The following is a 26985-nucleotide window of genomic DNA, read 5'->3' on the forward strand; positions in this document are numbered from 1 at the left end:
TCAATGATCTCTTCTCTCTCGCTTTTTACGATACCTACATTTTCTGTCGTTTTCAGTACCGATTTGCGTGTGCAAAAGTAAAACTTTATTTCTAACTGACCAAATGTTTTTAAAAGAAATTTTAAAGTTTTTTAATGACCCTAAATCCTTATTTCCTACACTTGATTTATTCTACTCCGCTCCCGTTTTACCGGACTGCAAAGATACTAATCTTTTTATTTCTCGCAAATTTTTATTTCAAAAAATTTAAAAGTTTTTTTTAAGATCCTTATCTATTCGTAGATAACATTAGTATTATCGTTTTTGCCTTATTCAAAGCTCTTCTGCGCTACCGAACAACTCTCGTTTTTCAGTGGGGCAAAAGTAGTACTTTTTAATAACACAAAACAAATGAAGAAAACACCAAAATCAGAATTGTGGAAAATTACATTTTTAAATATTTGTTTTACAGAATATTAGTTTATTATTTATAGTTATCCACATTGACTTGATGTAATTTAGAAGTGTAAGTAAAATTGCTTTTATCCAGTTTCAATACATTTTTCTGGAAGAAAAAAAAACTGAGCAGCAATATTTAAATCGAAACGAACTACAAAACCATTTTATCTGTTTTGTTTTAAAAAATCGTAAGTTTCACTCCTCTGGAGCTCTTATCATGGTTACTAAATATTAATTCTACAAAGTTTTCGCTCCTACAGAGCTTTATATAATATAGAATAAGCTAATCGTTACTTGATTAAAGTATGACACTAATATTCACTTGATATGAATTACTAATTATTGGAACAGTATATATACATATCATACATTTCTGCTTTTCAATCGAAATAACAAATAATTCTACTTCTGACTTACTTTTTAGCCCGGATTGAACGGTATGTTTGAGCTCTTTTTGCTGCAAAGAAAAAGCTTGGCGCAAAAAAGCGAGTAGTGAAAGCTGGAATAAGCTACTGGAAAATGTGATAGTGTTGGATAATTTGAGAGTTGGGGATACTTATATATTAAGAATGTCCCTGAAATTTTCAGAGACATTCTTAATATATAATGTTGAATTAAAATTCTGCGTTCTTTGGAGTCCTTGGGAAAGGAATCACGTCGCGGATGTTTGTCATTCCTGTTACGAAAAGTACCAACCTTTCTAAACCTAAACCAAAACCTGCGTGAGGAACTGACCCAAATCTTCTGGTATCTAAATACCACCAAAGTTCGTGCTCGTCAACGTGCATTTCTGCCATTTTAGTTTTCAGAACATCTAATCTTGCTTCTCTTTCTGAACCACCGATGATTTCACCAATTCCTGGGAAAAGTACATCCATTGCAGCAACGGTTTTGTTATCATCGTTCAGTTTCATGTAGAATGCTTTGATTTCTTTTGGATAATCAAATAAAACTACAGGACACTCAAAATGCTTTTCTACCAAGAATCTTTCGTGCTCAGACTGAAGATCTGCCCCCCACTCTTCAATTGGGTAAGCAAATTTTCCTTTTTTATTTTCTTTTGAGTTTAATAAAATCTCAATTGCTTCGGTATAAGAAACTCTTTTGAAACGTTTGGCAATTACATTTTCAAGTTTTTCGATTAAACCTTCTTTTGCTCTTTCTTTTTCCGGTTTTGATTTTTGCTCTTCAGCAAAACGCTTGTCTAAGAAATCTAAATCGTCTTTACAGTTATCTAAAACATACTGAATGACATATTTCAGGAAATCTTCTGCCAAATCGATGTTGTCTTCTAAGTTATTGAAAGCAACTTCAGGTTCAATCATCCAAAATTCTGCTAGGTGACGCGTTGTATTTGAGTTCTCTGCACGGAAAGTTGGTCCGAAAGTATAAATTCTTCCCAATCCCATTGCTGCAGTTTCTCCTTCAAGCTGCCCAGAAACCGTTAAGTTGGTTTTCTTCCCAAAGAAATCCTGAGCAAAATCGATATCGCCTTGCTCGTCTCTTGGAATATTATTTAAATCGAAGTTGGTCACTCCGAACATTTCACCTGCTCCTTCCGCATCAGCTCCCGTTACAATTGGAGTGTTGATGTAGAAAAATTGGTTTTGGTTAAAAAATGAGTGAATTGCAAAACTCACGGCATGACGTACTCTGAAAACCGCACCAAATAAATTGGTCCTGAATCTTAAATGTGCCTGCTCTCTTAAAACTTCTAAAGAGTGTTTTTTGGGCTGAAGAATCGTTTTATCTCTTTCTTCGGTAAAGTTATCGCCTAAAATAATGATCTTTTTTGCAATAATTTCCACTGCTTGACCTGCTCCCTGGCTTTCTATCACCTCTCCTACTACCTTTAGAGAAGAAGCTGTGCTAATCTTACTGATCAACTCTTGATCGAAATTTTCAAAATCAACTACAATTTGCAAATTATTAATCGTAGAACCATCATTTAGCGCAATAAAGCGATTTGCACGGAATGTTCTTACCCAACCGTAAACTGTAATGTCATGATGTAATACTTTTTTGTAGCCCTCAAGGACTTCTTTAATCGTCTGCTTTTTCATTTGTTGATTAATAAATTTTTGTATAAAAAATTAATGTTTGCAAATTTACAAAAAACAGCGCAACTTTTAATGATTACGCCATTTGATTTAAAAATGATTATTTCATTCATGTGTTTTCTCTTGTTTAATTAAAAAAAGTAGTCTTTTTTCTTTGTTTTCCTTGCCTGATTTGCCATGCATGATAAAAACTTGGTACATCATACTGCCATTTTGGAAGAATTAAAATAATCAGAATTACATCAATGTGAGAAATAATTCCTAAAATTATTGTGAGATGAAACGCCCAACCTGCCTGTTGGAATCCGATTAAATAGGTGAAAGCAATCAGTAAGCTCAATCCCCACATTTTTGATAAAAAAGCGTGAGTGCAGGTTTCTTTCCCAAATTTTATCCAGCTTATAATATAACATAAAGCTTCCATGATGAAAATTAAAACAATACTTTGCCAATGATTTTTTATCAATTCGGTATTCAAAAAGTAAGTAGCCAATCCTAAAGAAAGCCAAAACACCAAATCTACCTGACTGTCGAGTCTTCTTAATTTTTCTGATGAAACTCCGACTTTTCTGGCGATGATTCCGTCAAAAATATCGGTAAGCAATCCAATAAACATTAAGGCTAAAATTAAAAACCGTGATTCTTCTCCTTTTAAATAAGCTAAAAACAAAATAATCGGTGCAAAAAGAAAACGGATTGCTATTAATATATAAGGTATATTTTTCATAATTTTTCTTTTTTAGATTTAAAATTCCAGTTGATAAGAGGTAATTTTCTTTTTTCATTTTCATTCCAAAAACCAATCTGCAATCCTTTTGAATCTTTACAGACATTGATAAGAGCGACTTGCAAACCTCTACACTTTTTGCTGACATTAGCAAATGTAGAAACCGTAACTCCGTTTGTTGTGTGATGGAAATTATACAAAGGTGAAACAGAAACTCCGTTGATAACAGAAGGAGCGCTAATGTTACTAGATAAACTTAGCTCAAACCCATTGGTTACCGTTGGTTCCATATTTATGATCGACAACTGCATTCCGTTTATCGTATTCATTTTCTTAGGTAAATCTTCAAAATCTGAATTATTAATTTCCCACGAATCAATACTTCCAATATTTACAAGAAGAAGAACCGGGAAAAAGACACCTAATCCATTAAATCCTAAACCAAGACCGTTTACTTTTTTAGGTTTAATTTCATTATCAATCTCATCATAATATTTCAACAACACTCCGTTTACATTTTTAGTTTTTTTGGAAGGAGAAACTCCAAATACTTTTGCTTTCTCGTTTTTATGTGATAAACTATCCTGACTATGCATCAAACTACTTATTAAAATAGTCATGATTAAAAAAAATTGCTTTTTCATTTTTGTAAATTTTAAAAATTATACTTCAAAGCTAATTTTGAAAACCCTATTTCTGAATGCGAAAAAAATTAAAATAAATTTCTACATTTGTGAAAATCGCAAAAACAATGAATCAGGAAGTATTACTGAAGCAAATTAGAAAGAAGATAGGCGACAAATCTTTGAATGATGAGATTGCTAATATTCTCAACATCAGTTACGATGCCGCTCACAGACGTACTTCAATGAAAGCAAAGTTCAGTTTTGAGGAAGCTTTGGAACTGGCAAAATATTATCAGATTTCTCTCGATCAGTTTTTGGGAACGGAAAATCAATTGGTGGTTAAAAGAACACGCCCGGTAAAAACACAGGAAGATTTATTGCATTTTTTTGAAAGTTCATTGAAGATTTTGGATGTTTTCCAAAGTGCCAATCAGTCGAAAGTCTATTATTCGGCGAAAGACATTCCGTTTTTCTATACGATTTCAGATACTATTCTTTCACGTTTTAAATTTTATGTTTGGATGAATTTGCTGAACGAAGACAAATTTCTATGTTCTTTTGAAGATTTTGACCTCCCCTATCATTCTCCAAAAAATGAAATGCTCAAAGAGCTATATGAAAATCAAAACGTAACCGAAGTCTGGAACGACACCACGATTATGAGTATTCTGATGCAGATTTCGTTCTACTCAGAAATGGGACTTTTAAAATATAAAGATATTGTACTTATTTTGGATGAAGTAAAAAGTGTAATTCAGAATATTGAGCATAAAATACAGCACAATCCTGATTTTAATTTCTACGTCAACGATTTGGTGATTTTAAGCAATAATATTTTGTTTAAAAATGAATATCAATCATCATTTTTTATTCCTTTCAATATGTTTGGATACATGATGACCAATGACGACAACACCTGTAGCGACACTTTAGTTTATTTTGAACACGAAATTAAAAATTCAAAGTCACTCAATACTTCCGGAAACCGGGAACGAAAAATGTTTTTTAATAAAATGTATAATCAGATTGATGACTTACTTGAGAAGCTAAAATCTTAACCATTCAAAAATTGAGTTTTATAATAAAAAAACATCTTCATTTCGAAAATAAAGATGTTGTATATAAAGATTGTATTTTAAATTTACTCATCCTTTTTAGAAGGCACCAAGAAAACATCGATCAAACCTTCCGGAAGTTGCATTTTGATGAATTTTTCATCACGGTCAACTTCAAGAATCCAGTCTTTAATCAAAGGAATTACTACTTCTTTACCATCTAAATTGGTAACAAAATAATTCTGCGCTGTCTGATCATTCACCGATCTGATGATCCCGCAACTGTTGTCCTGCTCATCAAAAATTTCATATCCGATGATTTCGTGATAATAGAATTGCTTTCCGGTAAGTTGAGGCAAACTCGTCAAAGGAAGATAGACACTTTTCCCTAAAGACTGATCTACCAAAGCTTCATTAGAATTTTTAAAAGCAATATTCAGAGCATCTAGTTTGCTCCAAGAAGATTTTTCAATAAAAAAAGGTACCAACAAACCATTGATTTCCACAAAAATAGAATCTAGTTTTTTATAAAGCTCGGGTTGGTCTGTATCCAGTTTAAGGATTACATTTCCGGCAAGCCCATGTCTGCGTGTAATTTTTCCTAATAAATAGCAATCTTCTTTTTTCATAATGATGTTTGAATTTTAAAAATCAGTTTTTAAACAACAAAGACACGAAAAAATCGTGCCTTTGCTTTGTATCTTTTTAGAAGAATTAAGCCTGAGTTTCTTCAGTTCCTTCTGCTTCAGCAGTTGGTTCTTCTGTAGCTTCTGTAACTTCTTCAGCAGGAGCGTTTGCAGCTTCTTCAGCAGCTTTCGCATCAGCTTCGGCTTGTGCAGCAGCAGCAATTCTAGCTTCTTTTACTTTAGTTTCAGCATCCAAAGCAGCTTTTTTAGCGTCAGCTTTAGCTGTTGCCAAACCATCAGCTTTACCTTGTACTTTAGATTCTTTAGCTTCAATCCAAGCACTGAATCTTTTTTCAGCTTCAGCCTCATCAAAAGCACCTTTAGCAACACCACCTTGTAAGTGTTTTTTGTAAAGAACTCCTTTGTAAGAAAGAATAGCTTTAGCAGTATCAGTTGGCTGAGCTCCGTTGTTTAACCACTTTACAGCAGAATCAACATTTAAATCTATTGTAGCAGGGTTAGTAATTGGGTTGTAAGTACCTAATTTTTCGATGAATCTACCATCTCTTCTAGCTCTTGCATCTGCAACTACGATGTGAAAAAAAGGTCTACCTTTTGATCCGTGTCTTTGTAATCTGATTTTTACTGACATAATGTTTGAATTTTAAGGGAACTCGTCCCGATTTAATATTTAAGTGTGCAAAGATAGTAAAAAAGTTTTAAGTAAGAAGACCCAAGTAAAAAGTTTTAGAATAATATTTTTTAGGAGCCGGGAACCTGCTTTCCGCTGTATCTTTTTCGCAAGCACTTTTTTCAAGCCAACGCAGAAAAAGGATGTCGCTGCAATCAGGGCTATAAAATTTGTCCGTAATTCACAATTTGTCCCTATTATCAAAATTGGTAAACTGCTACATTGTTAAATTGTTACATTATTAGATTGTTACATTAAACTAATCAACATTTCCCATGTAAAATAACCCAAGACACTTCTGGTTTTCTTCGATGGTTAAAGAATCTTTCAGATGATCAACAATTTTTGGGGAACTCCAGTAGCAACCCACTCCATTTGCGGTACACGTAAGATACATATTCTGTACAGCCATAGAAACTGCTGCAATTTCTTCCCATTCAGGAACCATTCCGCTGAAATTAACAATAATCGAAACTACAGCATCTGCTTTATTGATTTTAAAACCAATATCCTGATATTTTTTTTCTAAAAAAACTTGCGGAGCGGTAACCGATTTGTAAATTTCCTGCATTTCTACAGCCAAACTTGCTTTTTCTTCCCCTTTAAAAATCTTGAAACGCCAAGGTTTTGTACGCTTATGATTGGGAGCCAATGTTGCCGAATGAAGAATTTCATCGATGATTTCCTGAGAGATTTCTGTTTCGTTATAATCTTTTGGGAAGATACTTCTTCTCTGTTCTATAATATCTTTTAAGACTTCTGCTTTATTCATGCAGACAAAATTACGGAAAAGATGGAAGCGAGGTGTGAGAAGCGGAGTGTTTTTTTCGGATGCGGAATACTTTTACCAAATTTTTTGGTTACTATTTTTATGCTTTTTATGATGCCACGAATTCACGAATATAATTTTTAAAATTTGATAAAATTCGTGCATTCGTAGCGCTTGGCTCTTTTTACTTTTTCCTTGTCTCTTTAAACAACTTCCTCAATCTTCTGATGAATTTTATTCAGCGTAAACTCTTCACCCGCTTTCATGCCCATAATTTTTTGAGCCATCGGACTTTCAGGAGAAATAGCGTAGAAACGATCACCTTCAAAGAAAAATTCACCCAAGGAAACGGAAATATAAAACCTGGCTTTATTGGTAATGACCAGTGAACCTAACTTAACATGTTCAGAATCAGAATTTAAAACTTTCTTCATCTGTTGCTGCATGTTTTTTAAGTTAGCCATCTGTTTATCCAAATGGTAAATCTCATCCTGCATTTCTTCACGAATAGAATCGTATTTTGAAGTTTTTTTTACTTCGCGGCTTGCTTCCAAAGTAAAATTTAAATAAAACTCTAAGGTTTTTACTTTTCCGGAAATCATGTCTCTCACAAAAATCCGCAAATCATTTTTATTGTAAATCGCCTTCTGCATACATCGTAATCTTTAGTTAAAGATAATATTTTTTGAAAATAAATTATACTTTTACTCTTCAAAAATAAAACCATGTTTCAAAACGTATTTTCAACTGAAGGAAGAATCAGAAGAACAGAATTTGCTCTATCCATTTTAATACATGTAGCAGCTGTTTTTTTCACCGTTTTTTTAGCAGTCATTACTAAGATTGATTTTTTCTTTATCATTACAGCGCTTGTTTGGTTTGCAGGAATAATTTTCAGAGTTATTCAGGGAGCCAAAAGATGTCATGATATAGGCGTGAGTGGCTGGTTTCAGTTTATTCCGTTTTTTATTATTGCAATGGCTTTTGTAGATAGCAATCGTGGGAGCAATAAGTACGGAGATAATCCTAAAGGCACCGGAAATTACTATACAATCGACGAAATTGGTCAAAAAAATTATTAAATAAAAAAACTGTTTTCAAAAATTTGAAAACAGTTTTTAATAAGCTTAATTCTAAGTTATATTTACTTTTCAACCAAAGCTTTTAGATTATTAAGACCTTCTTCGTAAGATTTTCCCATTTGGTAATCCATCATCGGTCTCATAATTTTCATCCAGGTTTCCTGTTCGGTATCCATACTCCAGGTCACTTTTGTAGAATTTCCTTCCGAAGTTAAAACAATATCAGAAATCGCCTGTCCTTCGAAAGGTCTTTTGAAAAGCATTTCGGTCTTTTGTTTTTCGTTTGGGATAATCTCTTTAATTTCCTGACATCCTGCTCCTGCATCATCATTTTTGCTGTCCCAACAATACTTATCTCCTACTTCACCTGAGGTTCCACTGTAATTAATTGTCATATTCTTGTCTAATTTCATCCAAGGATTCCATTGGTTAAAAGATTTCATCGAAGCGATTTGCTGCCACACTTTTTCTTTCGGTGCATTCATCACCATCGATTTTTCGTAATGGTAATTTTTACCAAAAGCCAATACTGCAACGATTGCATATACCACAATCAGAAGGATAATTCCACCAATAATTTTTAAAATTGTTCGCATAGTTTATAAATATTAAAGTTATTTTTTTTGCATTAAATAAGAAACCAGCTTTTTAATGAGTCCGTTTTTCATTTCAAAAACATCGCAAAAATCAGCGTTCAGAATATCTCCGTTTTTAAAACTGGCAACCACATTTCCTTCAGCAATCACTACATCATTTTCTTCCGTCATTCTGAAAACTGTAATTTTAGGTTTTCCGGTAAAGTTTTCGTTCTCTATTTCTTTATCAAACGCTTCTTTTCCGTGATGAAGATAAACTCCGGGCATTTCCCAGATCACATCTTCGGTAAGGCAACTTAAAATCTTTTCATGATCTGTTTTCTGAAAAGAATCCATGTATTTCTGTACGGTCTTTTTGTTTTGAGACATGGTTTATTGTATTTACATCTAAAATCAAAATTAAACATTTCACTATAACCTCCTCTTTTCCTATGACAAGAATATTCTTCATTCAGTATTTTTGTCATACATCTTAATCAAGGCATCGTTTTTGTGTACCACATAGACAATTCAAATCAAATAATTAAATTTACATTAATTAAAAATACATCAATGAATATTTTAACAGAAAAATTCAGTACACCATATAATTCAGCGCCATTTAATCAAATAAAAAATGAAGATTATCTTCCTGCTTTCAAAGAATTAATTCAGAAATCGGAAGAAGAAATCAACGCAATTGTTAACAATCCGGAAGAACCAACTTTTAAAAACACCATTGAAGCATTGGCTTTTTCAGGTGAAAAGCTTGATGTAGCTTCCAATATATTTTTTAATTTAAATTCTGCAGAAACAAGTGACGAACTTCAGCAAATCGCTCAGGAAGTCTCTCCTATTTTAACTGAATATTCTTCAAAAATCTCTCAAAACGAAGCTCTTTTCAATAAAATCAAAAAAGTTTACGACGAAAAAGAGAAATATAATCTGAATGAAGAACAGCAAATGCTTTTGAATGAAACTTATAAAGGTTTTGTAAGAAGCGGTGCTTTATTAAATGAAGAAGACAAAGAAAAATTAAAGAAAATCAGCATGGATTTATCTTTAAAATCACTTCAGTTCGGACAAAATGTATTGGCTTCAACCAATAATTATTTTAAACACATCACCAATAAAGAGAATTTGGCTGGAATTCCGGAGGCTATTTTAGAACAATATGCCGAAGAAGCTAAAGAAAGAAATTTGGATGGCTATGTTTTGACATTGCAATATCCAAGCTATATTCCGTTGATGACCTATGCCGAAAACCGTGAATTGAGAAAAGAAATTGCATTGGCAAGCGGTAAAAAATCTTTCGATGGTGGTGAGTTTGATAATCAAAATTTAATAAAAGAACTTTTAAATCTAAAACAGCAAAAAGCAGAACTTCTAGGCTATGCAACTTATGCAGATTATGTTTTGGAGGAAAGAATGGCAAAATCTCCAACTAAAGTGATCGATTTTCTGAATGAACTTTTAACTAAAGCAAAACCTTACGCAGAAAAAGAGATCGAAGAATTAAAAACTTTAGCAAAAGCTGATGGAATTGAGGAAATGCAAGGTTATGATCATGCGTTTTACGCTGAAAAACTTCGTAAAGCAAAATATGACCTGAATGATGAGGAATTAAAACCATACTTCCCATTAGAACAGGTTCAGGAAGCTGTTTTTGGATTATCAAAACAACTTTTTGGACTAACTTTCGTGGAAAGAAACGACATTCCGAAATATCATGAAGATGTAAAAGTGTATGAAGTAAAAGAAGTCTTCGACTCCGCTCAGACTGACAACCAACTACCGTCAACTGACAACCAACAACCATCAACTAGCTACAAAGCTCTGCTTTACGTAGATTATTTCCCAAGAAAAGGCAAAAGAGCGGGAGCCTGGATGACGAGTTATAAAAATCAATATATAAAAGATGGCGAAAATTCTCGTCCGCATATTTCTATTGTTTGTAATTTCAGTAAACCGACAAAAGATACACCGAGTTTATTAACGTTCCAAGAAGTAACAACCTTGTTCCATGAATTTGGTCATGCGTTACACGGAATGTTGGCAAATACGCAATATCCGAATCTTTCCGGAACTTCTGTGAAATGGGATTTTGTGGAATTGCCTTCTCAGTTTTTGGAAAACTTCTGCTACGAACCTGAATTCTTAAAAACCTTCGCTAAACATTATAAAACAGGAGAAATTCTTCCTGACGAAAAAATCGAAAAAATTGCTCAGTCGAAAAACTTTATGGAAGGTTATCAGACGTTGAGACAAATTGGTTTTGGATTACTGGATATGAATTACCACACAAAAGTTGAAGAGTTGGAGAATAAAAGTGTGAAAGAGTTTGAGGATAATTATACAAAAGCAACACAACTTTATCCTGCAAATCCTGAAACAGCAATGAGCCCAAGTTTTTCACATATTTTCCAGGGTGGATATTCTGCGGGATATTATTCTTACAAATGGGCAGAAGTTTTGGATGCCGATGCGTTTCAATATTTTAAGGAAAACGGAATTTTCAATCCTGAAATCGCTGCAAAATATAAAGTTCTTCTTTCTTCCGGCGGAACTAAAGATCCAATGGAATTGTATAAAAATTTCAGAGGTAGCGAGCCAAAAGTGGAGAGTTTGCTGAAGAGAGCGTTTGGATAAAAAATAAACATCGAAAACCATTAAGTTTAAATAAAGCTTAATGGTTTTTTAATTTAATAAAAAATCGATGGAAATAATTAGAGATATTGTATGTCAGGTTTATTACGATACAAAATCATCTGAAAAAATTTTTGAGCTTCTCAATTTCTATTTACCGAAATATGAATCGCTAACTTTAGATTATACTTTCAGAATTGACAATGAGAAAGGATTTATCAGTAATCAAGAAATGATTGATTATTTTGTAAATACCGATAATATTGATCAAACATTTTATTGGAATCAGTATACTGATAATCCTGATAAAATTTATTTTGGTGTAAATATTACAGACGATAATAAAACTGTGTTTAGTTTGACAATTGATATAACAATTGAACAAGCTGAAATTTACTTAAATGATTTAAAACAGAAATTAAATTCTGAAATAGGAACCATTACTTTTGTAAATCCTGCGGAATATGAAAATGGACTTGATTTTAAAATGAAATATCTAAAATAACACGCCAAATCACAGATAAACTCATATTTGAAAATAAAGAATATTACCTCAACGTTGAGCTTTTAGAAGATTACTTCCGCGAATTCCCTGAGAAAAGACCTGAATTTAAAATCAGTTGCACTGCCTTATGGAGAGGATATATTGCTGTTTTTGAAATTAAAAATAAAGAACTTTTAATTAAAGAAATTAACTGGTTAACTGATGTTGATTTTAACATGAAATCATTGAAAGATGAAATATTTCCAAGTAATAAATTTGAATGGTATTCCGGATTGATTAGAATTGATGATTTTAGAGGAGAATTTGATAAAGAACCTCAAAATGGAATATTTGAATATTTGCAAATTGAAAACGGTAATTTTATTCAAAAAAGAGTTTTTAATTATGAGGAACTACAGAAATTTAAAAAAGAACAATACGAATATTTTTTATTGTCAGATGAAATAGAAATAATTTATGATTTTTGGAGAAAAAATAATGAAGAGGGAATAATCAATAAAGAAAAATTGAACAAAATTATTTCTGAGAATATTATGACGTATACACGAAAAGTATATGTTGATTAAAGTATTCTAATTATCTTTTTTTTTAAACACGAAAATAAACGAACTTTTTGCTTTCTAATAATCTTAACATTTATGAAATTTAAAGTAATTCTTTTATTAATTTTCACCATCCATCAAGCTTTTGCACAAAGAAAAGAATTTCGGGATACCGAAGTCGATACGCTTACATTTTTAAACAATAGAAAATTATTGAATAGTTTAAATACAGACAAATTTCAAAAGAAAATATTTGTAGAAAATGACATTCAAATTCCATACAGATTTTTAACACCGAAAAACAACCGAAAAAACGAGAAGTTCCCTTTGGTTATCACCTTTCATAATTCTACAAGGATTGGAAATGATAATGAAAATCAACTTGAACCATTTGCGAAAATGTGGTTACGAGATGAAATTTATGAGAAATACCCATGTTATGTTGTAGCACCACAATTTAATAAACGCTCCACAAATTATGAAATTAATGGAGAAGGTATTCAAATTTCAAAACCCTCCAACGAGGTTTTTGCTTTATTGAAATTGATTAAAAATCTTGAAAAACAATATCCAAACATTGATAAAAACAGGATTTATCTGATCGGTTATTCAATGGGAGGTTCTACCGCTCAAAATCTTATGAATTTAGATCCTGATACTTTTGGAGCAGTTGTTTCTGTTGCCGCTGTTCCTGATCTGTCAAACCTTAATAAAATTAAAGACAAGAATATATGGCTAATTCATGGCAAACAAGATGATGAAAACCCATACATTGGCAGCATTGAACTCTATAATAAACTTTCTACCAGCAAAAATTTGATCTTTACAACTTTCACAAACCTTCATCATAACAATATTGTGATCCCTTTTTTAGTAACAGATGAAATTCCGAAATGGTTATTTGAAAAACGCAGAAAATAGAAAATAAGTATTGGTAATTCCGTAATTTTACAAAATGAATAATATAGACCAAAGACTGGAAAATGTAAAAAAACTTCAGGCAAAAAGATGGGAAAATGAAGATCATTGGGACGACATCAATGATCTTTTGATTAAAGAGCTTGAAGATATTCTGACCATTGACGCTCAAAATATATCTGCTTTGGTTAATCTTGGTGCTATTTTATGTGATTCGGGTGAATATGAAACTGCTCTCGCTATTTTAAAAATCGCATTAGATCTGGGTTCAGAAGATAAAAATCTGTACACCAATCTTGCCATCGTGATGGTTGATATGGGAATGAATCCTGAAGAATATCATGAATATTTGGAAATTGCTGAAAATATGAGCGAAAACCCACTCACTTTTAAGGCATATTTTGATCCACATGCTTATTAAAAACCAATTAATTTAAAAACTCAAAACCATGTTACTCGCTATTTTACTTCCATTTTTATCATTCATTGTGAGAGGCAAAATCATCACTGGAATTATATGTTTTATTTTGCAAATTACCATTTTGGGCTGGATTCCTGCAGCGATTTGGGCAGCTTTATCGTTACAAAATTCAAGAGCTGAAAAGCGAAATGAAAAATTGATTCGTGCTGTACGTGAAAATAAAGCTCAATTTTAAAACATGAAATTCTTTAAAATAATTTGCATCAATACCTTTATTTTACTATTTTTTATATCCTGTCATCAGCAAAAAAACTGCGGTTCAGATTTTAATGTATTCATAGAAAAATTTAAAAAAGACAGCACCTTTCAAAAACAACACATCAATTTTCCGATGATAGAATATTATTCTGACGAAGATTTCCCGATGGATATTCTCGAAAGAATGACAACGGAAGACAGCTACAGCTTTATTGATATAGAAAATGATTTACCTACAGAATTAAGAAATAAAGATTTGTATGATGTTCACATCAACCAAAATCAGGATACCATTTATTATCAAAAAATTGGGAAACAGAACAGCATTAATATTACCTACAAATTCAGATGTACTCAAAAAACGTATCGCCTCATAGAAATAGAAGATTTGACCGATTAATCTTTTAACAATCATAATTGAGTTTTACAATTTCTCGTTTTTCCGTAAGTTAGCATTTCAAAAAAACACTAAAATGCTAAAACATTTTCTTTTCTTCTCACTGATTTTTATATCAAATTTTTCTTTTTCTCAACAAAAAGAATATGAAGCTCCCAATTACAATGTCATTCAGAAAAATATTGAGAATAAAGATTCGGAATTTTATTATCCGAAATTGATGGATAAGCTGAAAGCTAATGATACGCTTATTACCAATGATCAATACAAACATTTGTATTTTGGATATACTTTTCAGAAAGAGTATCATCCGTATAAAATCTCTGAAAATGAGAAAAAACTTAATCCCTATTTTCAAAAGAAAGATTTGAAAAAAACTGATTATGCTGAAATTATAAAAATCTCTAATGCTGCACTGAAAGAATTCCCTATCAATCTTCGGGTGATGAATTTTCTCGCCTACATTTATCATTTAGATGGAAATGAAGCGATGGCAAACAAAGTTTCTCGTAATTTTTATGGTTTATTCGGTGCTATTTTTAGTTCAGGAGACGGAAGAGATTGTACTACAGGATTTCATGTAATCACCGTGAATCATGAATATGTTGTGATGAATATTTTACAGTTAGAAATTGCTTCGCAAGGTTTATCGGGTGATTGTGATTATATAAGTTTAGAAAAAGACAAATATAAATTGCCGGGAGTTTATTTTAATATTACAAAACTCAAGGAAAAAGGGTTTGATTTTTAAGATTAAACTTTAGGAGATGTTTGTTAACCGCAAAAGAGACAAAAGATTTTGTGATAATATAAGTTATTAAAAAGCATGCAAAAAGATTAATAAATTAAGTTTTCACCCTTTATTTTCTTTAAAATTTTCTTTTTTTCAATCATTTCTTGTATGGTAAAAACTGATAAATTCACAAATAATGAAAAAGCTATTTACCCTTTTTTCCATCGTATTATCCTCGGTCATATATTCTCAAAATATACAGGCTGAACTTTTTTTAAATGAAAATCAAATTGAAGAATCATTTAAATCAGATTCAAGGATAGAAAAATTATTTACACAAAACAGTAAAGATTCTATTTTGGTAGTTACTGAGATTAAAAATGACTCTTTATTTTCTATATACGTGAAAAACAATGGGCAGAAAGATATACAACTGATTCCTCAAGATAATAAACTAACTCTTATTCAGGAAGCTCTCACTCCAGATAAAAAATGGAAACCGATTGAGTTTTGGATTAATTCAGATTGCGGAATGTCTTACCTAAAAGAAATCAATGTAAAATCTGGAGAAATTATTAGTTTAAATTCAAAAAAATATAAAGGAAACTTTAAAACTAAAATCAGATTTAAACTATTAATCGACAAAAAAGTTTATTATTCAAACTCTATCACAGCATCAATCAACAAATCAAAATTTGAAAAATCGATTTGGTATAAGCGATTTAAAGAGATGTATTACCCAGATAAAACTGAAAGTGAAGTTGAAAATATTTTGTTCTTAAATAAATAATTTAATTCTGAATACAGTGAATATTTTTTTATTCAACTTAAAAAATATATTTTCGCACCTCGAAAATTAATTAAAGAATGAAAAGAGTTTTATCACTTGTTTTAGGTTTAAGTATTGTGCTTTCTACAACATCTTGCGCAAGTATTTTTACAGGAACCAAAGATTCAATCGCATTTACCACAACGCCGGAAGGTGCAAAAGTAATCCATAAAGGAAAAGAAAAATGTACAACACCTTGTAGTGCGGAAATTCCGAGAGGTTTGGGTAAGCAAATGGTAATGTTTGAAAAGGAAGGTTTTCAGACTAAAGAAGTGAAATTGACAAAAACTTTTAATCCGGTAACACTTTTAAACATTCTTCTTGGTGGAGCAATCGGCGTAGGAATTGACGCTGCAACGGGATCGCTTACAAAATACAGCCCGAAAAGTTATACTGTAGAATTAGAATCCAAATAAGACTTTTAGGTTATAATATTATATGAAAAATCAGAATTAAAAGTTTTAGTTCTGATTTTCTTTTTTTATAATTGCTAAATGAAAAAAGAAAGCTCAACCAATTCTGCCAATGATACCATTTTACAGAATTACTGTAATGCTCACAAAATTTTATCTAAAATCAGCGGAAGATGGAAAGTTTCAATCCTTTTTGCTTTAAATGAAAATATATTGAGCTATTCTAATTTTAAAACAGCACTTCCCTCTTCGATTACAGACCGGATTTAGCCAAACAACTTAAGGAATTACAGGAGGCTGAACTTATCGAAAACAATAAAGACAAAACAAAGTCTGAATATTTTTTGACGAAAACCGGTAAAAAAGTTTTGAGGTTACTTCAGTATATTAATGAATTAGATTTTAATTAAATCAGAATTTTACTTTCTCTAAAAACTCAATCACTTCACCATTCGGGCTGTAAACAAGACTGTTTCTTACCTCAACAGATTTTTTTTCGTTAGCCAAGCTGATTTCAAAAACGCCTTCACTCAAATCTTTCGCACCGATTTTCAATGCTTCTTCTCTTGCTTTTTCAGTATTTTCTACGGTAAAACAGATGTGTAAAATAGAATTTTCTATAAATTCATCATGAGAATTCCTTTTTCTTCCCTGAGTCGGAATTTCAGCATCTTTATCAAATAATTCAATATGACAGTTGATTTTTTCGTTGTAAAGCATCATTCCTTTTTTCAGATTAAATGACGGCAATTCCCAAGAATGAACCTCATCAAATCCTAGTGCTTTATAAAATTTTAAGGTCTCATCAAAATCAGCCACTTTTAACGAATAATGATGAAATGCTAAAATATTTTCGGCTAAATTCATTTGTAAATATTTTTCACAAAGATATTTTTTGTTTTAGCGGAAAGAAAGAACTTACAAAATTGTGAGTTGATGGAGTTTTAAACATAACTTGAGAAAAGATGTTAGAAAGTTATGATTGAAATTTTACTTACCAAAAAAAGTATTTTTTAAGCTGATTAATTGAGTTTGTAATCTATAATCTTCCCCAAAAGCCATAATCTCATTTAATAATAGTCCTATCTTTTTTATAAGCTTTGGTAATAATATTGCTTTATAGCTTGTATTATTTGTAGTTGTTGATTTTCTTTCATATTCTTGATATCGCTCACCAAGATCTTGATTCAAAATTCGGGAACTTGAATTTGTAGTAGGATTTCGTCCTTCATAGACACCTGAAATCCTTTCATTTTCAGTACGAATGGTTGTACCATGCTATCAATATCGTCTAAACGACCAATCTTACCACAACACGAAGTATAACGAATTTGTCACTACTTTTTTTGCGTTTCCTGCAATGAGTCTAAAATTTTAAGATTTCCAGAACTATTGGGATTTCCTTGTTTTTCTGCTTCAAGTAAAAAATATTTTGATTTTGTCATATCACCAATCTGCATATAACATATGCCTAAAGAATTCGTTATCTTATCACGATACCCTTCTTTTTTTCCAATTCCGTTATTGTATGCAATTGTGAGATTAAATATTGCATTGTTGTAATCTTTCTTTTCCATGTAAGAGAATCCTATTGGTGCCACAACATCTGGATATTTATTTTTATCAACGCGATTAAGATAAAACAGCGTCAAGTCGTATTGTTTATTTTCGTAAGAATCCCAACCGTTTTTATAAAATTTGCTTTCATTATCTGTAAAAAAATTATATTTAATGATTACAACTAAAATAAATATCGAACATATTAATAAAATAATCTGAATTACTCTTTTCATAAAATAATTTTAGTTTTAATTTTTTTCACCAAAATAATAACAACAATAAATATACTATATCCACAAAAAAAATAATGCTAACTATTTTTAACTGAGTTATGCCTCCGTAATGATCAATAACCCAACTTGCTCCGAAAATATACATTATAAATATTACGAGAAGAACAAAAAAATATTTTTCTTTCACAAATTGAAAAATATCAAAGTAATAAGAAAAATTTTTATTCACATTATTCAGACTAAAAAATGAGATTTTTTCATCATCTGATTTATTTTGATTTATTTCTTTGTAAAACGTTAATGTATTACTGTTTTCAAATTGTTTAAGATTTCCAAGCACGTACCAATTTGTAACAAATCCTCTATAATTTCTTTCATATCTATGCTTTTTCGAATCATCTAAATAAAAGTAAACTCTTCTTTTACTGGCATGCTTATCAATGGTTAATTTTTTTTTGAGATTTCCTTGTAAAACAGGATCTTCTTTCACCAACTCTAATTTTGAATCGACTTTGATAATTCTAGTGATAAAAATAGCTGTAACTATTAAAGGAAAAATGAAAATTAATGTGAATACTAAATTTTTCATATAATATTAAACTGTTTATTCTTAATCTTTTCCCGCTATAACCGTAATCTTAGCTCTTGCAGCAACTTCTTCATTTTGCATAGCGTTATTAAGATCACTAATTTGTGAAGCCAATGCCCAATTTGAAGTAGCTCTTAATACATCAATACCAAAATTAATTGCCAAACCTTTGAGTGCACCCCCCAAAGTTGTTTTCACTCCCGTTGAAGCATTACTTCTCAAAGAATTATTGTACTGAGTGCCATGTACAGAATTCACATTCGTTGACGAAGCTGTAGTTGTATTTTGGGTAATTCTGACACTCGTGTTTGAAGCATTTACATTTATCTGGCTGTTTCCAATACTTGAATTTGGCAGACGATTATTAGCAGAGATGGTTGTGTTAGTAATTGTGGTTCCTGGTGGAGTGACATTACCTCTGCTATCAGCAACAAATACTCTATTTTGTGATATAGTAGATTGATTGACTGTAGTACTTTGATATCCTGATGTTTGAGCTTTAGCAATATCTTTACCAGATCCTAAAGCATCGGTAGCTGCACCATAAGATTTATCCGTGGCCTCTACCATCACTTGGTTTTCAGGCATATCATTCAAATTATAAGCTTCACCGGTTACATAATTTTCAAAACCTGTTGCATCTTTTACCTCATCGTACAAACCGTTTATCAAATATGAAGTTCCAAAAACCGTTGCCATACCAGTTCCCTGAGCAAATGCTGAAGCCAAACCAAACTCAGCATATGTTGCCATTATAGAGGTTCCTGCTGCACCGACACCAATAACAAATGCAGAAGCTAAATAAGAGACACAAATTATTGCTCCGACAGTTAATGCTGTTTCTGCAATTACTTTATCGGTAAATTCATCAGCTGCTTTCTCAGAATAAAGAATCATTACATTACCTCCTAAAAAACAAGGTATCATTGAGTTTTCTAATAATGGATGTTTTCCTACAGTAAGTACGTTGGTATCGTAAGGCATCCAGTCTTTCAGTAAAATTCCACATATAGAAGGTATCATGGATATACCTGCACCAGCAGCTGCACCCGCTGCCGCACAAGCAGCTACAGCCAAAGCACCTCCGGTCAGCACCGAACCTGCAACTAATGCAGCACCAACAATAGCACCGATAATAGCACCAGCAATAACCATTTTCGCACACATAAAGTTACCACCTGGCCTATCATCAATCGTAGCTTTAAAATAACCTCCTGCGATAGTTACCTTGTTTTGGCTGGTAACTTTTATTTGTTGTTTCTTCATTCCATCAGAACATACTAACCATGCTCCGTCAGGCACATATAATTTACTCATCTTGTGTTAAGTTTTATATTAGCTCTATCTTATGCTCCATCGAATGGATGTAATTACTGCTCGTACGTTCTTTTATTTTAGATTGACAAAAAAGCATCATCCCTTTTTCAATATCAAAATGATATTCAATCGACCATATTAATGAATAATCATAATTTTCTTTCAAAAACTCCTTCAATCGAGAATTATAAATTTCTTTCAAATGTTTATTATGATCAGAATCACTTTCGCATAAAAATTTTATCTTAGCAATATCACCTTCTTTTTCTACTTTTCTTTTTACTGTAATATTTACTTTTTCGTTGTTAAAAGCTTGAGAATTGTATTGCTCTTTTTTCTGTTCTACAAACTTTCCTGTGACATTGTAATCGCTGTAACAATCATTGAAAAACAGATTATATAAAATATTATTTTTAATAAGTGGTAGTGTATCTTGAAAATCTTTGTCTCCACCCTCCAAGATTTTTTTTTCTTCAATTGTGTTATCTGTTTCAGTTTCTAATGATTTTCTAAGTACTACCCAATTTGACCATATTTCATCTTGGTTAGCCACAGATTGTATATTACCTGCATCTGTCATTTCTATAACAAGATGTTCGAGGGGCTTATTAAATTTTTGCATATATTCTGCAAACTGGCGGTAGATAGATTTAATATATTTTACCTGATGTGAAACTTGCTTGATATCACTATAAAAACTATTTTCTTCTTTTCGCTTACTGACTTCCCAAATAATCTCAGTCTCAGAATCAATCATACTGTTTCCAGAAATCTGCAAATCAATTTTCTGATTGATTTTATACTTACTTTTATCAATGCTTGTCTGTTTTAAACTAACAAAATCTAAAGATTCTCTTATTTTCTTTTTCTCTATTAAATTGATTTCTGAATCAGGTATATATAAACATTCAAGCCATTGTGGAAATGTATCATCATCTTTAATCCATTCATGAGGATGAGAATTGGTATTATGAAAATCCTTAAGTTGCTTTGCATTTAAACCTAAATTTTCCGCAATTTTTTGAAGACTAAATGACCTATCTATCTGATATTTGTGCAAATTCGATTTCATTATTAGTTTTCAATAATTTTTCCGCCTTTAATAGTAACATCTCCATCAATTTTTATTCCTGCATCTGCGCCTTTTTTACCTATTTCTGTTAGCGAGCTTCCAATTATTTTTGTTGTAGTTCCCTCGACAGTTATATTAATTCCTTTTATAGTAATATTTCCATCTTTATCCATAGTGATTGAGCTACTTCCTGTCTCAAGTTTTATTTCGGTATTGCTTTTTACACTTATTTTTCCGGCATTATCCATCGTTAAAACACTCTTGTCTTTTCCAACATTGATTGTGGTCTTAGTTGCCACATTTGTCGTATGATTATTCCCAATATCTTCATTATTATCATTGCTCACAAAAGTAGTAACATCCCCTGTCCCACTTAAAGTAACATGATTTCCGTTCCTGTCTTTAATCTCAATTCCGGCTCCGTCATTTAAACAAATAATATTTCCGCTTTTACTGGATAAACTTTTAACATTATTTCCGGCTCCGCCACCGCCACCAACTCCACCATGAAACATTCCTCCCATCACAAAAGGTCGGTCTGGATGTTGATGAACGAAATTGATAATTACCTGATCACCAACTTCCGGAATGGCCATAAATCCACGGTTTTTATTTACTTTGTCACTGCTTCCTGCATCCGGAGTCATTACTCTGATAAACTCTGATGTATCTTGTCCACTTTGCCAATCAAACTGAACCTTTACTCTTCCCTGATTTAATGGATCTGCATTTGCGGTAACTTTTGCAAACTGCGCTTCAGCTCTGGGACTTTCAAACTCAGGACGTGGGATATAACCGCTGTCTGCAGCAATTGCCTCAAAATTTCCGGTATAATATCCTCTTGCATCCACTTCATGAGTCACTTCGATCATCATTAATTTGGTGAAATAAGAGGTTTGATTGGTATCCTGTTTTCTCATCTCAACATCTGCCGTACAACCAGGATATAAGAATGGAACTGTAGTTTCTCCTGACGTAATGAATACCTGAGAAGCCTTACTTCCCGCTGTTCCTTTTTGTGAAGCATCAATATCCATGAAAGAGGCTGCTTTTATCGGGGCAACTCTTAGAGAGGGTGTTGTAAATGTTTTTTCTGAAATTTCGTAAGCGCGTTTTGCAATATCTGAAGCGTGGTTAATTTTAGAACTTCCTGTGGTCAGCTTTTCGTTTTTACTGCTGTTGTATCCGTAAAATGAAGGATTCACATGCTGCGCTTTCATCCTTACTTTCACATCATTTACATTACTTCCGTAAGTCAGTTTTACGGGTTGCTCTGCCGGTGGAAGTTTCCCAAAATGAAGAACTTCTCCATCATAGAAAAACTGTTCGCCATAAGCTTCCGCCATTCTTGCCAAATAATTGTAATGCGTCTCTTCGTACTGAGAGCTGTAAGAAACGTTTCCATATTGAGCATCTACTCTAAAATCGAATTTATTTCCGCCAAGTCCTTCTTTGATCACCTGATCGGCAATACTGTTAAGACTAATGGGTTGAGCTCCTCCGAAACTCTGAATATGCGGAGCAGCATCTAAAAGTATTGTCGGACTGAAACCACTCAGTACAATATTTCCTAAACTTCCTTTTTCCTGACTGAAACCAACTTCAGTGATGACTCCCACAAAATTTCTTTCGGGACCATCGATGACATCTTTATATTTAAAAATTACCGTCAGTCTTTTGCCTAAAAAATTCTGAGCTTCTTCAAGATTATGATTTTCTGCAGAACCAAGTGTGTCATGAGCAAGAGTAATGCTGAATTCATGATGTTTTATCGCACTTTGACTTAATTTAAAATGCTTAAAATGTTTGATCTCTTTACCTTCGATAACCAAATCGAGCTTTACCACTCTGTTAATTCCTAAAATCTGGCTTGTAGGAATTGCCAAAGCATTGTGAATTTTCGAGGTGGGCTGATTTGTCCAAACTTTATCTTCTACTATTGCCGAATTATTGGTCTGAGCCATCTGATTCATAAACATGTCTGAAGAATTCTTAACCGCTCCATTCATTGGCTGGCTGAGATTTTTAATATTTTCAGTGGCTTTATCTGCTATTTTTGTTGAAACTTCTTCTTTTAGATTTTGCGCTGCGCCAGACTTTACTTCATCCGAAAGCTGCGGTTTTATAGAGTTATCCTGAAACATAATATTTTTCTTTAAACTTGTGAATTTGGTTTTTATATTTTATTCTATCTCATTGGAGATGACAAAATTTTCATATTTTTTACTATGAAAATTTTTGTGATTCTAACTATTTTAAATTTAATCATAATTAATACCGAAAGAAAAATTTAAGCTTAAAATTTCACTTTTTGTAGTAATACTACGACTCGTTTTTGAGTAATTTCTATTTTATTGAGACAAAAGCTTCTGATCTTCTTTATATCTGTTTTCACCATAATTTTTATTAAAATTCACAGATTTTTTGTCTTTTTCACTCAACTTTTCATACAGATCCATTCTTAGTTTTGCTTCTGCCTTTGGATCTTCTATTACAGGAAATTTAATATTATATTTATCCTGAAGTACTTTGGAGATTTTCGATAGATTTTTACGATAAACAGCTGCTTTAGGATTTTGATTTTTAGCTTGCTCTTTTTTTTCATGCTCAATATATTTTGCCATTGGAGAAAGCTCCGTTCCTTTTATTTTAGGGTTTCCCCCTTTTTCTAAAAAATATTCAGCTGTTTCAAAATCATTTCGTGCTGCTGCTTCCATAATATTTTCACCCAAATAAGAAGTATGATTAATATCTGCACCATGTTCCAGCAAAAAATCGATCATTTTTCTTTCGGTTTGTTCGTTTCCTAAGAACATTGCACTGCAAAGCGGACTGTTCCCTAATTCAGGATTTGGATTAGCTTTATATTTAAATAAAAGTTTTACCATTTCATAATTATTTATGGCAACTGCATGAGAAAGGGGTAAACCCAGCCCTTCATTAGGAACTACAAGATTGGGGTCTGCTCCGTTTTTAAGGAGAATTTCCATTGCAGGAAGATTTTCTACAATAGAAGCATACATCAGCAAAGTATATCCTTTAGTATCACTCAACTGATTGATGATTTGTGGGTTATCTTTTAAAACACTTTCTAATCCTGAATTATCTTCATCAAAAATTTTTTGTGCAGCCTGTAATTGTGTTCCTTCAAATAATTTTTGAGGAGGATATTGCTCTTTATTTTGAGTTTTTCGGGATCTTGTATCTTGACAGGAAAATAAGGTCATGGTAAAAAAGATTAAAAAGATTATTTTTTTCATGGATTATGGGTTTACTGCAATTACATTGGTATTGATGGTTGCAATCATAGCTTCTACAGCATCTGCATACGCGCTGTGACCGCTTCCGAATGTTTTTAGATTCATTCCTTCATTATCCGGAATGTATCCGAAAATTTCGTTTTGTTCGCCTAATGCTCTAGGAACACCACCTGTGAGACCTCCAAAAATTGCCAGTTTATTCAGACCGGGAATTCTTGAAATGGCAAGTGTAGATAAAAGACCTTCTCTGTTATTCTGAAGTGCATTTAGGATATCATTACTCGTGCTGTAATTGATGATATTGGAAGTAGAACCTGCTGCTCCTTTTTCATCCAGAAATTCAAGAGTATTGTCATGTACTCCTCTTGTATTGAAAGTATAAGCCGGTAATCCTGTATAATAAGATGCCATTGCGCTGTTTCCACCACCCAAAGAATGTCCTGTAAAAGAAGTATTTCCGTTGGTTACCTCCTTCATCTTCTTGGCGAGATTCATCGTTTTTTCTATCTGCGGAGTATGAGCTCCAAAAGCCTGCCCTCCATCTTCTATAAACCAGTCATGATAAAACTGCATTCCTTTAGGTTCCGATCCTCGGAAAGCTACAAAATATTGTCCTGTATTATTATTTTTGTATAAAGAAGCATAAAAACCGTTATCACGATTCGTATTAAAATCTTCAGGTTTAAAAGTTCCGGGACCAAACATTTCGTCCAGCACCGCCTGATCATCAGTATTCATTCTTGTATAATCACCAATTGGTGCAGCTTCATCAGAATTATCATTATAAGAATCCTGCGCCATAGCTGCGGCGTTGCTCAATTCAGTAATCTGAGCTGGTGTAGGAAGATGAAATTTCACTGTTCCACCCAAAAAACAATTTAATGTAGAATTTTGAAGAAGTGGCTTTTTACCTTCAACTCTCACTTTTTGGTGTGTATTCGTCCAGTCACTTCCTTTGGTAAGAAATGAGCAAATATTCAGGCAATCATCAATAAGTGCACTTCCAGCCCAAGCTGCAGCAGCCAAAACAAATAATCCGCCCCCAAATGCAGCGGCAATTCCAACTCCGGCAACAGCTCCGGCAATCATCATTTGCGGACAAATAAAATTGTCTTTAAAACGATCGTCTTCTGTCGCCATCAGTTTTGAGCCATTTTTAAGGTAAACGCTCGACTGAGAACTGACTCCTATTCCGATCAGCCGTCTTCCGCTGGTACACATAAGCGGAGTTTCTTGTGCGATATACAGTTGACTCATATTGTTTATGTTATTAATTGAATATGATATCTGCAGACATACAGCATTTTTTCATTTAGCTTTTCCTTTACATGAAATACAATTTCTGATAAAACGGAATCGAGGTTATAAATATATTCTCCTTCCATCATAAGATCATATTCTAATGGAATATTTAAAGCTTTCTGATAATTTTGAGCATAAATTTCATCAAAATCTCCGGTATGGTTTTTAAGCTTTCCTAGAATGTTCATCTGAAATTTATCTTTATTATCTACAAACTGATAGTTTGTTTCGTACACTATTTTTTCTCCCGGAAAAAGAGTTGAAAGAAATTCTCTTTCTTTGAATTTCCCTTCATTTGTAAAGTTCACTCCGGTATTTGGAAAAGGATAAAAAAGTATCTGATAAAGTAGATTGGCTTTAATATTATCATCAATCCGATGAAATTGTTTATCGTAAATATTGATAATTTCGTTGTAAGAATCTTTTACCAACTGAAGAAAACGCAATTCTTTTCGTTTAATCTCTTCCCATTTTTCAATAATTACCACTTCATTTTCAATCTTATCAATCGTTTTATCTTCATTGAGAAGTAATGAGAGATTTTCAGTTGCTTTATTGACCTGATCTAAAATTTCGTAGAAAGGTTTCATCTGAGCATCGAAATGAATATATTTTTTATCAGAAATAAGAATTTCAATATGCTTATATTCTCCAGGAATGATTTCCCAGATTTCTTCTGTTTCTGTTTCGTTTGCTTTTCCGTTGCCTAAGGTAAGGTATGACTTGACGTTTACAGAATATTTTCCGTTTCTGTACCAAGCATATTTAAATGAATTTAATTCTTGAATTTCGTTTACTTCACTTTGATTCATAACCGGAAAGTTTTGGAAATTAAGGATGATTTTACAACAAAAATGATACTATATTGAAAATGTGTATGAATAGTTTTACTCATACACATTAATCATTTCATAAGCGAAAAATTAAGCTCCCGGCCAAACACCTGCGTATTCAGCTCCTCCGTAATTGATTTTTTCTGCACTTACTACAAAGCTGATTAACATAGAGTTTTGGTCTATTGCATCAAAATCTACTTCGTGCTGAATAACGTATCCGTTTTCCCAGTTTAGGGTAATCAAAGTACCTTCTTCATGAGATTTGTTGAACGTAATTTCACCTGTAGTCGGTTTGTACTTGCCATTAAGCAAACTTTCAAGAATTTCAGATTTCTCTGTTGCCTCAATCGTCAATTTAATGATTGCGTTGGAAGGATCTGATGCTACACGTCCTGAAACATCTGTAGATCTCGATACGCTGTAATTAAGCTTTAGTAATTTTTGTCCTTCGCTTCCGTTGAATTTTAAGATTCCTCTTGAATTGTCTGCCATTTTGTAAATTTTA

Annotated in this window: 34 protein-coding genes; 14 read left to right on the forward strand and 20 right to left on the reverse strand. The window is 32.4% G+C overall.

Going from position 1 to position 26985, the window contains the following annotated elements:
* Positions 1 to 1052 precede the first annotated feature (1052 nt).
* The 3 genes from asnS to BUR17_RS20205 form a co-directional block, all read right to left on the reverse strand.
* Complete coding sequence (gene asnS / locus BUR17_RS20195) at positions 1053 to 2501, reverse strand: asparagine--tRNA ligase (protein ID WP_074232303.1); 1449 nt, start codon at positions 2499 to 2501, stop codon at positions 1053 to 1055.
* Positions 2502 to 2625: 124 nt separating this feature from the next.
* A complete protein-coding gene (locus BUR17_RS20200) occupies positions 2626 to 3225 on the reverse strand; it encodes a CDP-alcohol phosphatidyltransferase family protein (protein ID WP_074232304.1) in 600 nt (199 codons plus the stop codon).
* Positions 3222 to 3869, reverse strand: coding sequence for an LA_2272 family surface repeat-containing protein (locus BUR17_RS20205; protein ID WP_074232305.1), 648 nt, complete (start codon positions 3867 to 3869; stop codon positions 3222 to 3224). The genes BUR17_RS20200 and BUR17_RS20205 overlap by 4 nt, the downstream gene beginning before the upstream one ends.
* Positions 3870 to 3976: 107 nt before the next feature.
* Between BUR17_RS20205 and BUR17_RS20210 the strand changes: the two genes are divergently transcribed.
* Positions 3977 to 4909 (forward strand): helix-turn-helix domain-containing protein, encoded by a 933-nt coding sequence (locus BUR17_RS20210; RefSeq protein WP_074232306.1) that lies wholly within the window; start codon positions 3977 to 3979, stop codon positions 4907 to 4909.
* Between the two features lie 83 nt (positions 4910 to 4992).
* Here BUR17_RS20210 and rimM read toward each other — a convergent pair whose 3' ends face one another.
* The 4 genes from rimM to BUR17_RS20230 all read right to left on the reverse strand — a co-directional run bounded on the left by rimM (position 4993) and on the right by BUR17_RS20230 (position 7645).
* Complete coding sequence (gene rimM / locus BUR17_RS20215) at positions 4993 to 5535, reverse strand: ribosome maturation factor RimM (protein ID WP_074232307.1); 543 nt, start codon at positions 5533 to 5535, stop codon at positions 4993 to 4995.
* A gap of 85 nt (positions 5536 to 5620) precedes the next feature.
* Positions 5621 to 6184: a 30S ribosomal protein S16 gene (locus BUR17_RS20220; protein WP_074232308.1), complete on the reverse strand. Its 564-nt coding sequence runs from the start codon at positions 6182 to 6184 to the stop codon at positions 5621 to 5623.
* Between the two features lie 298 nt (positions 6185 to 6482).
* Positions 6483 to 6995 carry a nitroreductase family protein gene (locus BUR17_RS20225; protein ID WP_074232309.1) on the reverse strand — a complete coding sequence of 171 codons (513 nt, stop codon included), beginning with the start codon at positions 6993 to 6995 and terminating at the stop codon, positions 6483 to 6485.
* Positions 6996 to 7195: 200 nt separating this feature from the next.
* Positions 7196 to 7645 carry a hypothetical protein gene (locus BUR17_RS20230; RefSeq protein WP_074232310.1) on the reverse strand — a complete coding sequence of 150 codons (450 nt, stop codon included), beginning with the start codon at positions 7643 to 7645 and terminating at the stop codon, positions 7196 to 7198.
* Between the two features lie 72 nt (positions 7646 to 7717).
* Between BUR17_RS20230 and BUR17_RS20235 the strand changes: the two genes are divergently transcribed.
* Positions 7718 to 8074, forward strand: a complete 357-nt coding sequence (locus BUR17_RS20235; protein WP_074232311.1) for a DUF805 domain-containing protein — start codon at positions 7718 to 7720, stop codon at positions 8072 to 8074.
* Between the two features lie 62 nt (positions 8075 to 8136).
* Here BUR17_RS20235 and BUR17_RS20240 read toward each other — a convergent pair whose 3' ends face one another.
* Together BUR17_RS20240 and BUR17_RS20245 are read right to left on the reverse strand one after the other, a co-directional pair.
* Positions 8137 to 8670 carry an SRPBCC family protein gene (locus tag BUR17_RS20240; RefSeq protein ID WP_074232312.1) on the reverse strand — a complete coding sequence of 178 codons (534 nt, stop codon included), beginning with the start codon at positions 8668 to 8670 and terminating at the stop codon, positions 8137 to 8139.
* Between the two features lie 18 nt (positions 8671 to 8688).
* Complete coding sequence (locus BUR17_RS20245) at positions 8689 to 9039, reverse strand: nuclear transport factor 2 family protein (protein ID WP_074232313.1); 351 nt, start codon at positions 9037 to 9039, stop codon at positions 8689 to 8691.
* 183 nt (positions 9040 to 9222) lie between these two features.
* Between BUR17_RS20245 and BUR17_RS20250 the strand changes: the two genes are divergently transcribed.
* The 12 genes from BUR17_RS20250 (at position 9223) to BUR17_RS21270 (ending at position 16721) form a co-directional block, all read left to right on the forward strand.
* Positions 9223 to 11298 carry a M3 family metallopeptidase gene (locus BUR17_RS20250; protein WP_074232314.1) on the forward strand — a complete coding sequence of 692 codons (2076 nt, stop codon included), beginning with the start codon at positions 9223 to 9225 and terminating at the stop codon, positions 11296 to 11298.
* A 67-nt stretch (positions 11299 to 11365) separates the two neighbouring features.
* Positions 11366 to 11800, forward strand: a complete 435-nt coding sequence (locus tag BUR17_RS20255; protein WP_074232315.1) for a hypothetical protein — start codon at positions 11366 to 11368, stop codon at positions 11798 to 11800.
* Between the two features lie 224 nt (positions 11801 to 12024).
* Positions 12025 to 12366: a hypothetical protein gene (locus tag BUR17_RS20260; protein ID WP_143747635.1), complete on the forward strand. Its 342-nt coding sequence runs from the start codon at positions 12025 to 12027 to the stop codon at positions 12364 to 12366.
* A 72-nt stretch (positions 12367 to 12438) separates the two neighbouring features.
* Positions 12439 to 13263, forward strand: a complete 825-nt coding sequence (locus BUR17_RS20265; RefSeq protein ID WP_074232317.1) for a carboxylesterase family protein — start codon at positions 12439 to 12441, stop codon at positions 13261 to 13263.
* 34 nt (positions 13264 to 13297) lie between these two features.
* On the forward strand, positions 13298 to 13681 hold the full coding sequence (locus BUR17_RS20270) for a hypothetical protein (protein WP_074232318.1): 384 nt from the start codon (positions 13298 to 13300) through the stop codon (positions 13679 to 13681).
* Between the two features lie 28 nt (positions 13682 to 13709).
* A complete protein-coding gene (locus BUR17_RS20275) occupies positions 13710 to 13916 on the forward strand; it encodes a YqaE/Pmp3 family membrane protein (protein ID WP_074232319.1) in 207 nt (68 codons plus the stop codon).
* A gap of 3 nt (positions 13917 to 13919) precedes the next feature.
* Positions 13920 to 14339, forward strand: a complete 420-nt coding sequence (locus BUR17_RS20280) for a DUF4348 domain-containing protein (RefSeq protein WP_074232320.1) — start codon at positions 13920 to 13922, stop codon at positions 14337 to 14339.
* 73 nt (positions 14340 to 14412) lie between these two features.
* A complete protein-coding gene (locus BUR17_RS20285; RefSeq protein ID WP_074232321.1) occupies positions 14413 to 15087 on the forward strand; it encodes a DUF4919 domain-containing protein in 675 nt (224 codons plus the stop codon).
* A 178-nt stretch (positions 15088 to 15265) separates the two neighbouring features.
* On the forward strand, positions 15266 to 15859 hold the full coding sequence (locus tag BUR17_RS20290) for a hypothetical protein (protein WP_074232322.1): 594 nt from the start codon (positions 15266 to 15268) through the stop codon (positions 15857 to 15859).
* Positions 15860 to 15936: 77 nt separating this feature from the next.
* Complete coding sequence (locus BUR17_RS20295) at positions 15937 to 16314, forward strand: PEGA domain-containing protein (protein ID WP_074232323.1); 378 nt, start codon at positions 15937 to 15939, stop codon at positions 16312 to 16314.
* A gap of 78 nt (positions 16315 to 16392) precedes the next feature.
* The gene (locus BUR17_RS20610) at positions 16393 to 16581 is read left to right on the forward strand and encodes a hypothetical protein (protein WP_084550853.1); all 189 of its coding nucleotides are present in this window, start codon (positions 16393 to 16395) and stop codon (positions 16579 to 16581) included.
* 35 nt (positions 16582 to 16616) lie between these two features.
* Positions 16617 to 16721, forward strand: coding sequence for a hypothetical protein (locus BUR17_RS21270; RefSeq protein ID WP_143747639.1), 105 nt, complete (start codon positions 16617 to 16619; stop codon positions 16719 to 16721).
* Position 16722: 1 nt separating this feature from the next.
* Here BUR17_RS21270 and BUR17_RS20305 read toward each other — a convergent pair whose 3' ends face one another.
* From BUR17_RS20305 to tssD, 11 genes are all read right to left on the reverse strand, one after another.
* Positions 16723 to 17178: a VOC family protein gene (locus tag BUR17_RS20305; protein ID WP_074232324.1), complete on the reverse strand. Its 456-nt coding sequence runs from the start codon at positions 17176 to 17178 to the stop codon at positions 16723 to 16725.
* Positions 17179 to 17301: 123 nt separating this feature from the next.
* Positions 17302 to 17502, reverse strand: a complete 201-nt coding sequence (locus BUR17_RS20310; RefSeq protein ID WP_074232325.1) for a hypothetical protein — start codon at positions 17500 to 17502, stop codon at positions 17302 to 17304.
* A 146-nt stretch (positions 17503 to 17648) separates the two neighbouring features.
* Complete coding sequence (locus BUR17_RS20315; protein ID WP_074232326.1) at positions 17649 to 18104, reverse strand: hypothetical protein; 456 nt, start codon at positions 18102 to 18104, stop codon at positions 17649 to 17651.
* Positions 18105 to 18129: 25 nt separating this feature from the next.
* Positions 18130 to 18693, reverse strand: a complete 564-nt coding sequence (locus BUR17_RS20320) for a hypothetical protein (RefSeq protein WP_074232327.1) — start codon at positions 18691 to 18693, stop codon at positions 18130 to 18132.
* Between the two features lie 21 nt (positions 18694 to 18714).
* Positions 18715 to 20010: a PAAR-like protein gene (locus BUR17_RS20325; protein WP_074232328.1), complete on the reverse strand. Its 1296-nt coding sequence runs from the start codon at positions 20008 to 20010 to the stop codon at positions 18715 to 18717.
* 13 nt (positions 20011 to 20023) lie between these two features.
* Positions 20024 to 21082: a hypothetical protein gene (locus BUR17_RS20330; RefSeq protein WP_074232329.1), complete on the reverse strand. Its 1059-nt coding sequence runs from the start codon at positions 21080 to 21082 to the stop codon at positions 20024 to 20026.
* Between the two features lie 2 nt (positions 21083 to 21084).
* Positions 21085 to 23226 carry a type VI secretion system Vgr family protein gene (locus BUR17_RS20335; protein ID WP_084550856.1) on the reverse strand — a complete coding sequence of 714 codons (2142 nt, stop codon included), beginning with the start codon at positions 23224 to 23226 and terminating at the stop codon, positions 21085 to 21087.
* Positions 23227 to 23433: 207 nt separating this feature from the next.
* Positions 23434 to 24342: an ankyrin repeat domain-containing protein gene (locus BUR17_RS20340; protein ID WP_228418884.1), complete on the reverse strand. Its 909-nt coding sequence runs from the start codon at positions 24340 to 24342 to the stop codon at positions 23434 to 23436.
* 3 nt (positions 24343 to 24345) lie between these two features.
* Positions 24346 to 25599, reverse strand: a complete 1254-nt coding sequence (locus BUR17_RS20345; protein ID WP_074232330.1) for a PAAR-like protein — start codon at positions 25597 to 25599, stop codon at positions 24346 to 24348.
* Between the two features lie 5 nt (positions 25600 to 25604).
* Positions 25605 to 26456, reverse strand: coding sequence for a hypothetical protein (locus tag BUR17_RS20350; RefSeq protein ID WP_074232331.1), 852 nt, complete (start codon positions 26454 to 26456; stop codon positions 25605 to 25607).
* A 111-nt stretch (positions 26457 to 26567) separates the two neighbouring features.
* A complete protein-coding gene (gene tssD / locus BUR17_RS20355) occupies positions 26568 to 26972 on the reverse strand; it encodes a type VI secretion system tube protein TssD (RefSeq protein ID WP_074232332.1) in 405 nt (134 codons plus the stop codon).
* Between the last annotated feature and the right edge of the window lie 13 nt (positions 26973 to 26985).

Source organism: Chryseobacterium scophthalmum, from assembly GCF_900143185.1.
Lineage (GTDB): Bacteria > Bacteroidota > Bacteroidia > Flavobacteriales > Weeksellaceae > Chryseobacterium > Chryseobacterium scophthalmum.

Bases quoted from the DNA above. Each gene is read 5' to 3' on its own strand.
- BUR17_RS20345 (WP_074232330.1), bottom strand. From the start codon at position 25,599: ATGAGTCAACTGTATATCGCACAAGAAACTCCGCTTATGTGTACCAGC.
- BUR17_RS20250 (WP_074232314.1), top strand. From the start codon at position 9,223: ATGAATATTTTAACAGAAAAATTCAGTACACCATATAATTCAGCGCCA.
- BUR17_RS20275 (WP_074232319.1), top strand. From the start codon at position 13,710: ATGTTACTCGCTATTTTACTTCCATTTTTATCATTCATTGTGAGAGGC.
- BUR17_RS20270 (WP_074232318.1), top strand. From the start codon at position 13,298: ATGAATAATATAGACCAAAGACTGGAAAATGTAAAAAAACTTCAGGCA.
- BUR17_RS20315 (WP_074232326.1), bottom strand. From the start codon at position 18,104: ATGAAAAGAGTAATTCAGATTATTTTATTAATATGTTCGATATTTATT.
- BUR17_RS20230 (WP_074232310.1), bottom strand. From the start codon at position 7,645: ATGCAGAAGGCGATTTACAATAAAAATGATTTGCGGATTTTTGTGAGA.
- BUR17_RS20305 (WP_074232324.1), bottom strand. From the start codon at position 17,178: ATGAATTTAGCCGAAAATATTTTAGCATTTCATCATTATTCGTTAAAA.
- asnS (WP_074232303.1), bottom strand. From the start codon at position 2,501: ATGAAAAAGCAGACGATTAAAGAAGTCCTTGAGGGCTACAAAAAAGTA.
- BUR17_RS20240 (WP_074232312.1), bottom strand. From the start codon at position 8,670: ATGCGAACAATTTTAAAAATTATTGGTGGAATTATCCTTCTGATTGTG.
- BUR17_RS20245 (WP_074232313.1), bottom strand. From the start codon at position 9,039: ATGTCTCAAAACAAAAAGACCGTACAGAAATACATGGATTCTTTTCAG.
- BUR17_RS20235 (WP_074232311.1), top strand. From the start codon at position 7,718: ATGTTTCAAAACGTATTTTCAACTGAAGGAAGAATCAGAAGAACAGAA.
- BUR17_RS20255 (WP_074232315.1), top strand. From the start codon at position 11,366: ATGGAAATAATTAGAGATATTGTATGTCAGGTTTATTACGATACAAAA.
- BUR17_RS20285 (WP_074232321.1), top strand. From the start codon at position 14,413: ATGCTAAAACATTTTCTTTTCTTCTCACTGATTTTTATATCAAATTTT.
- BUR17_RS20325 (WP_074232328.1), bottom strand. From the start codon at position 20,010: ATGAGTAAATTATATGTGCCTGACGGAGCATGGTTAGTATGTTCTGAT.
- BUR17_RS20225 (WP_074232309.1), bottom strand. From the start codon at position 6,995: ATGAATAAAGCAGAAGTCTTAAAAGATATTATAGAACAGAGAAGAAGT.
- BUR17_RS20295 (WP_074232323.1), top strand. From the start codon at position 15,937: ATGAAAAGAGTTTTATCACTTGTTTTAGGTTTAAGTATTGTGCTTTCT.
- BUR17_RS20330 (WP_074232329.1), bottom strand. From the start codon at position 21,082: ATGAAATCGAATTTGCACAAATATCAGATAGATAGGTCATTTAGTCTT.
- BUR17_RS20335 (WP_084550856.1), bottom strand. From the start codon at position 23,226: ATGTTTCAGGATAACTCTATAAAACCGCAGCTTTCGGATGAAGTAAAG.
- BUR17_RS20220 (WP_074232308.1), bottom strand. From the start codon at position 6,184: ATGTCAGTAAAAATCAGATTACAAAGACACGGATCAAAAGGTAGACCT.
- BUR17_RS20280 (WP_074232320.1), top strand. From the start codon at position 13,920: ATGAAATTCTTTAAAATAATTTGCATCAATACCTTTATTTTACTATTT.
- BUR17_RS20205 (WP_074232305.1), bottom strand. From the start codon at position 3,869: ATGAAAAAGCAATTTTTTTTAATCATGACTATTTTAATAAGTAGTTTG.
- BUR17_RS20340 (WP_228418884.1), bottom strand. From the start codon at position 24,342: ATGAAAAAAATAATCTTTTTAATCTTTTTTACCATGACCTTATTTTCC.
- rimM (WP_074232307.1), bottom strand. From the start codon at position 5,535: ATGAAAAAAGAAGATTGCTATTTATTAGGAAAAATTACACGCAGACAT.
- BUR17_RS20610 (WP_084550853.1), top strand. From the start codon at position 16,393: ATGAAAAAAGAAAGCTCAACCAATTCTGCCAATGATACCATTTTACAG.
- BUR17_RS20210 (WP_074232306.1), top strand. From the start codon at position 3,977: ATGAATCAGGAAGTATTACTGAAGCAAATTAGAAAGAAGATAGGCGAC.
- BUR17_RS20320 (WP_074232327.1), bottom strand. From the start codon at position 18,693: ATGAAAAATTTAGTATTCACATTAATTTTCATTTTTCCTTTAATAGTT.
- BUR17_RS20290 (WP_074232322.1), top strand. From the start codon at position 15,266: ATGAAAAAGCTATTTACCCTTTTTTCCATCGTATTATCCTCGGTCATA.
- BUR17_RS20350 (WP_074232331.1), bottom strand. From the start codon at position 26,456: ATGAATCAAAGTGAAGTAAACGAAATTCAAGAATTAAATTCATTTAAA.
- BUR17_RS20265 (WP_074232317.1), top strand. From the start codon at position 12,439: ATGAAATTTAAAGTAATTCTTTTATTAATTTTCACCATCCATCAAGCT.
- BUR17_RS20200 (WP_074232304.1), bottom strand. From the start codon at position 3,225: ATGAAAAATATACCTTATATATTAATAGCAATCCGTTTTCTTTTTGCA.
- tssD (WP_074232332.1), bottom strand. From the start codon at position 26,972: ATGGCAGACAATTCAAGAGGAATCTTAAAATTCAACGGAAGCGAAGGA.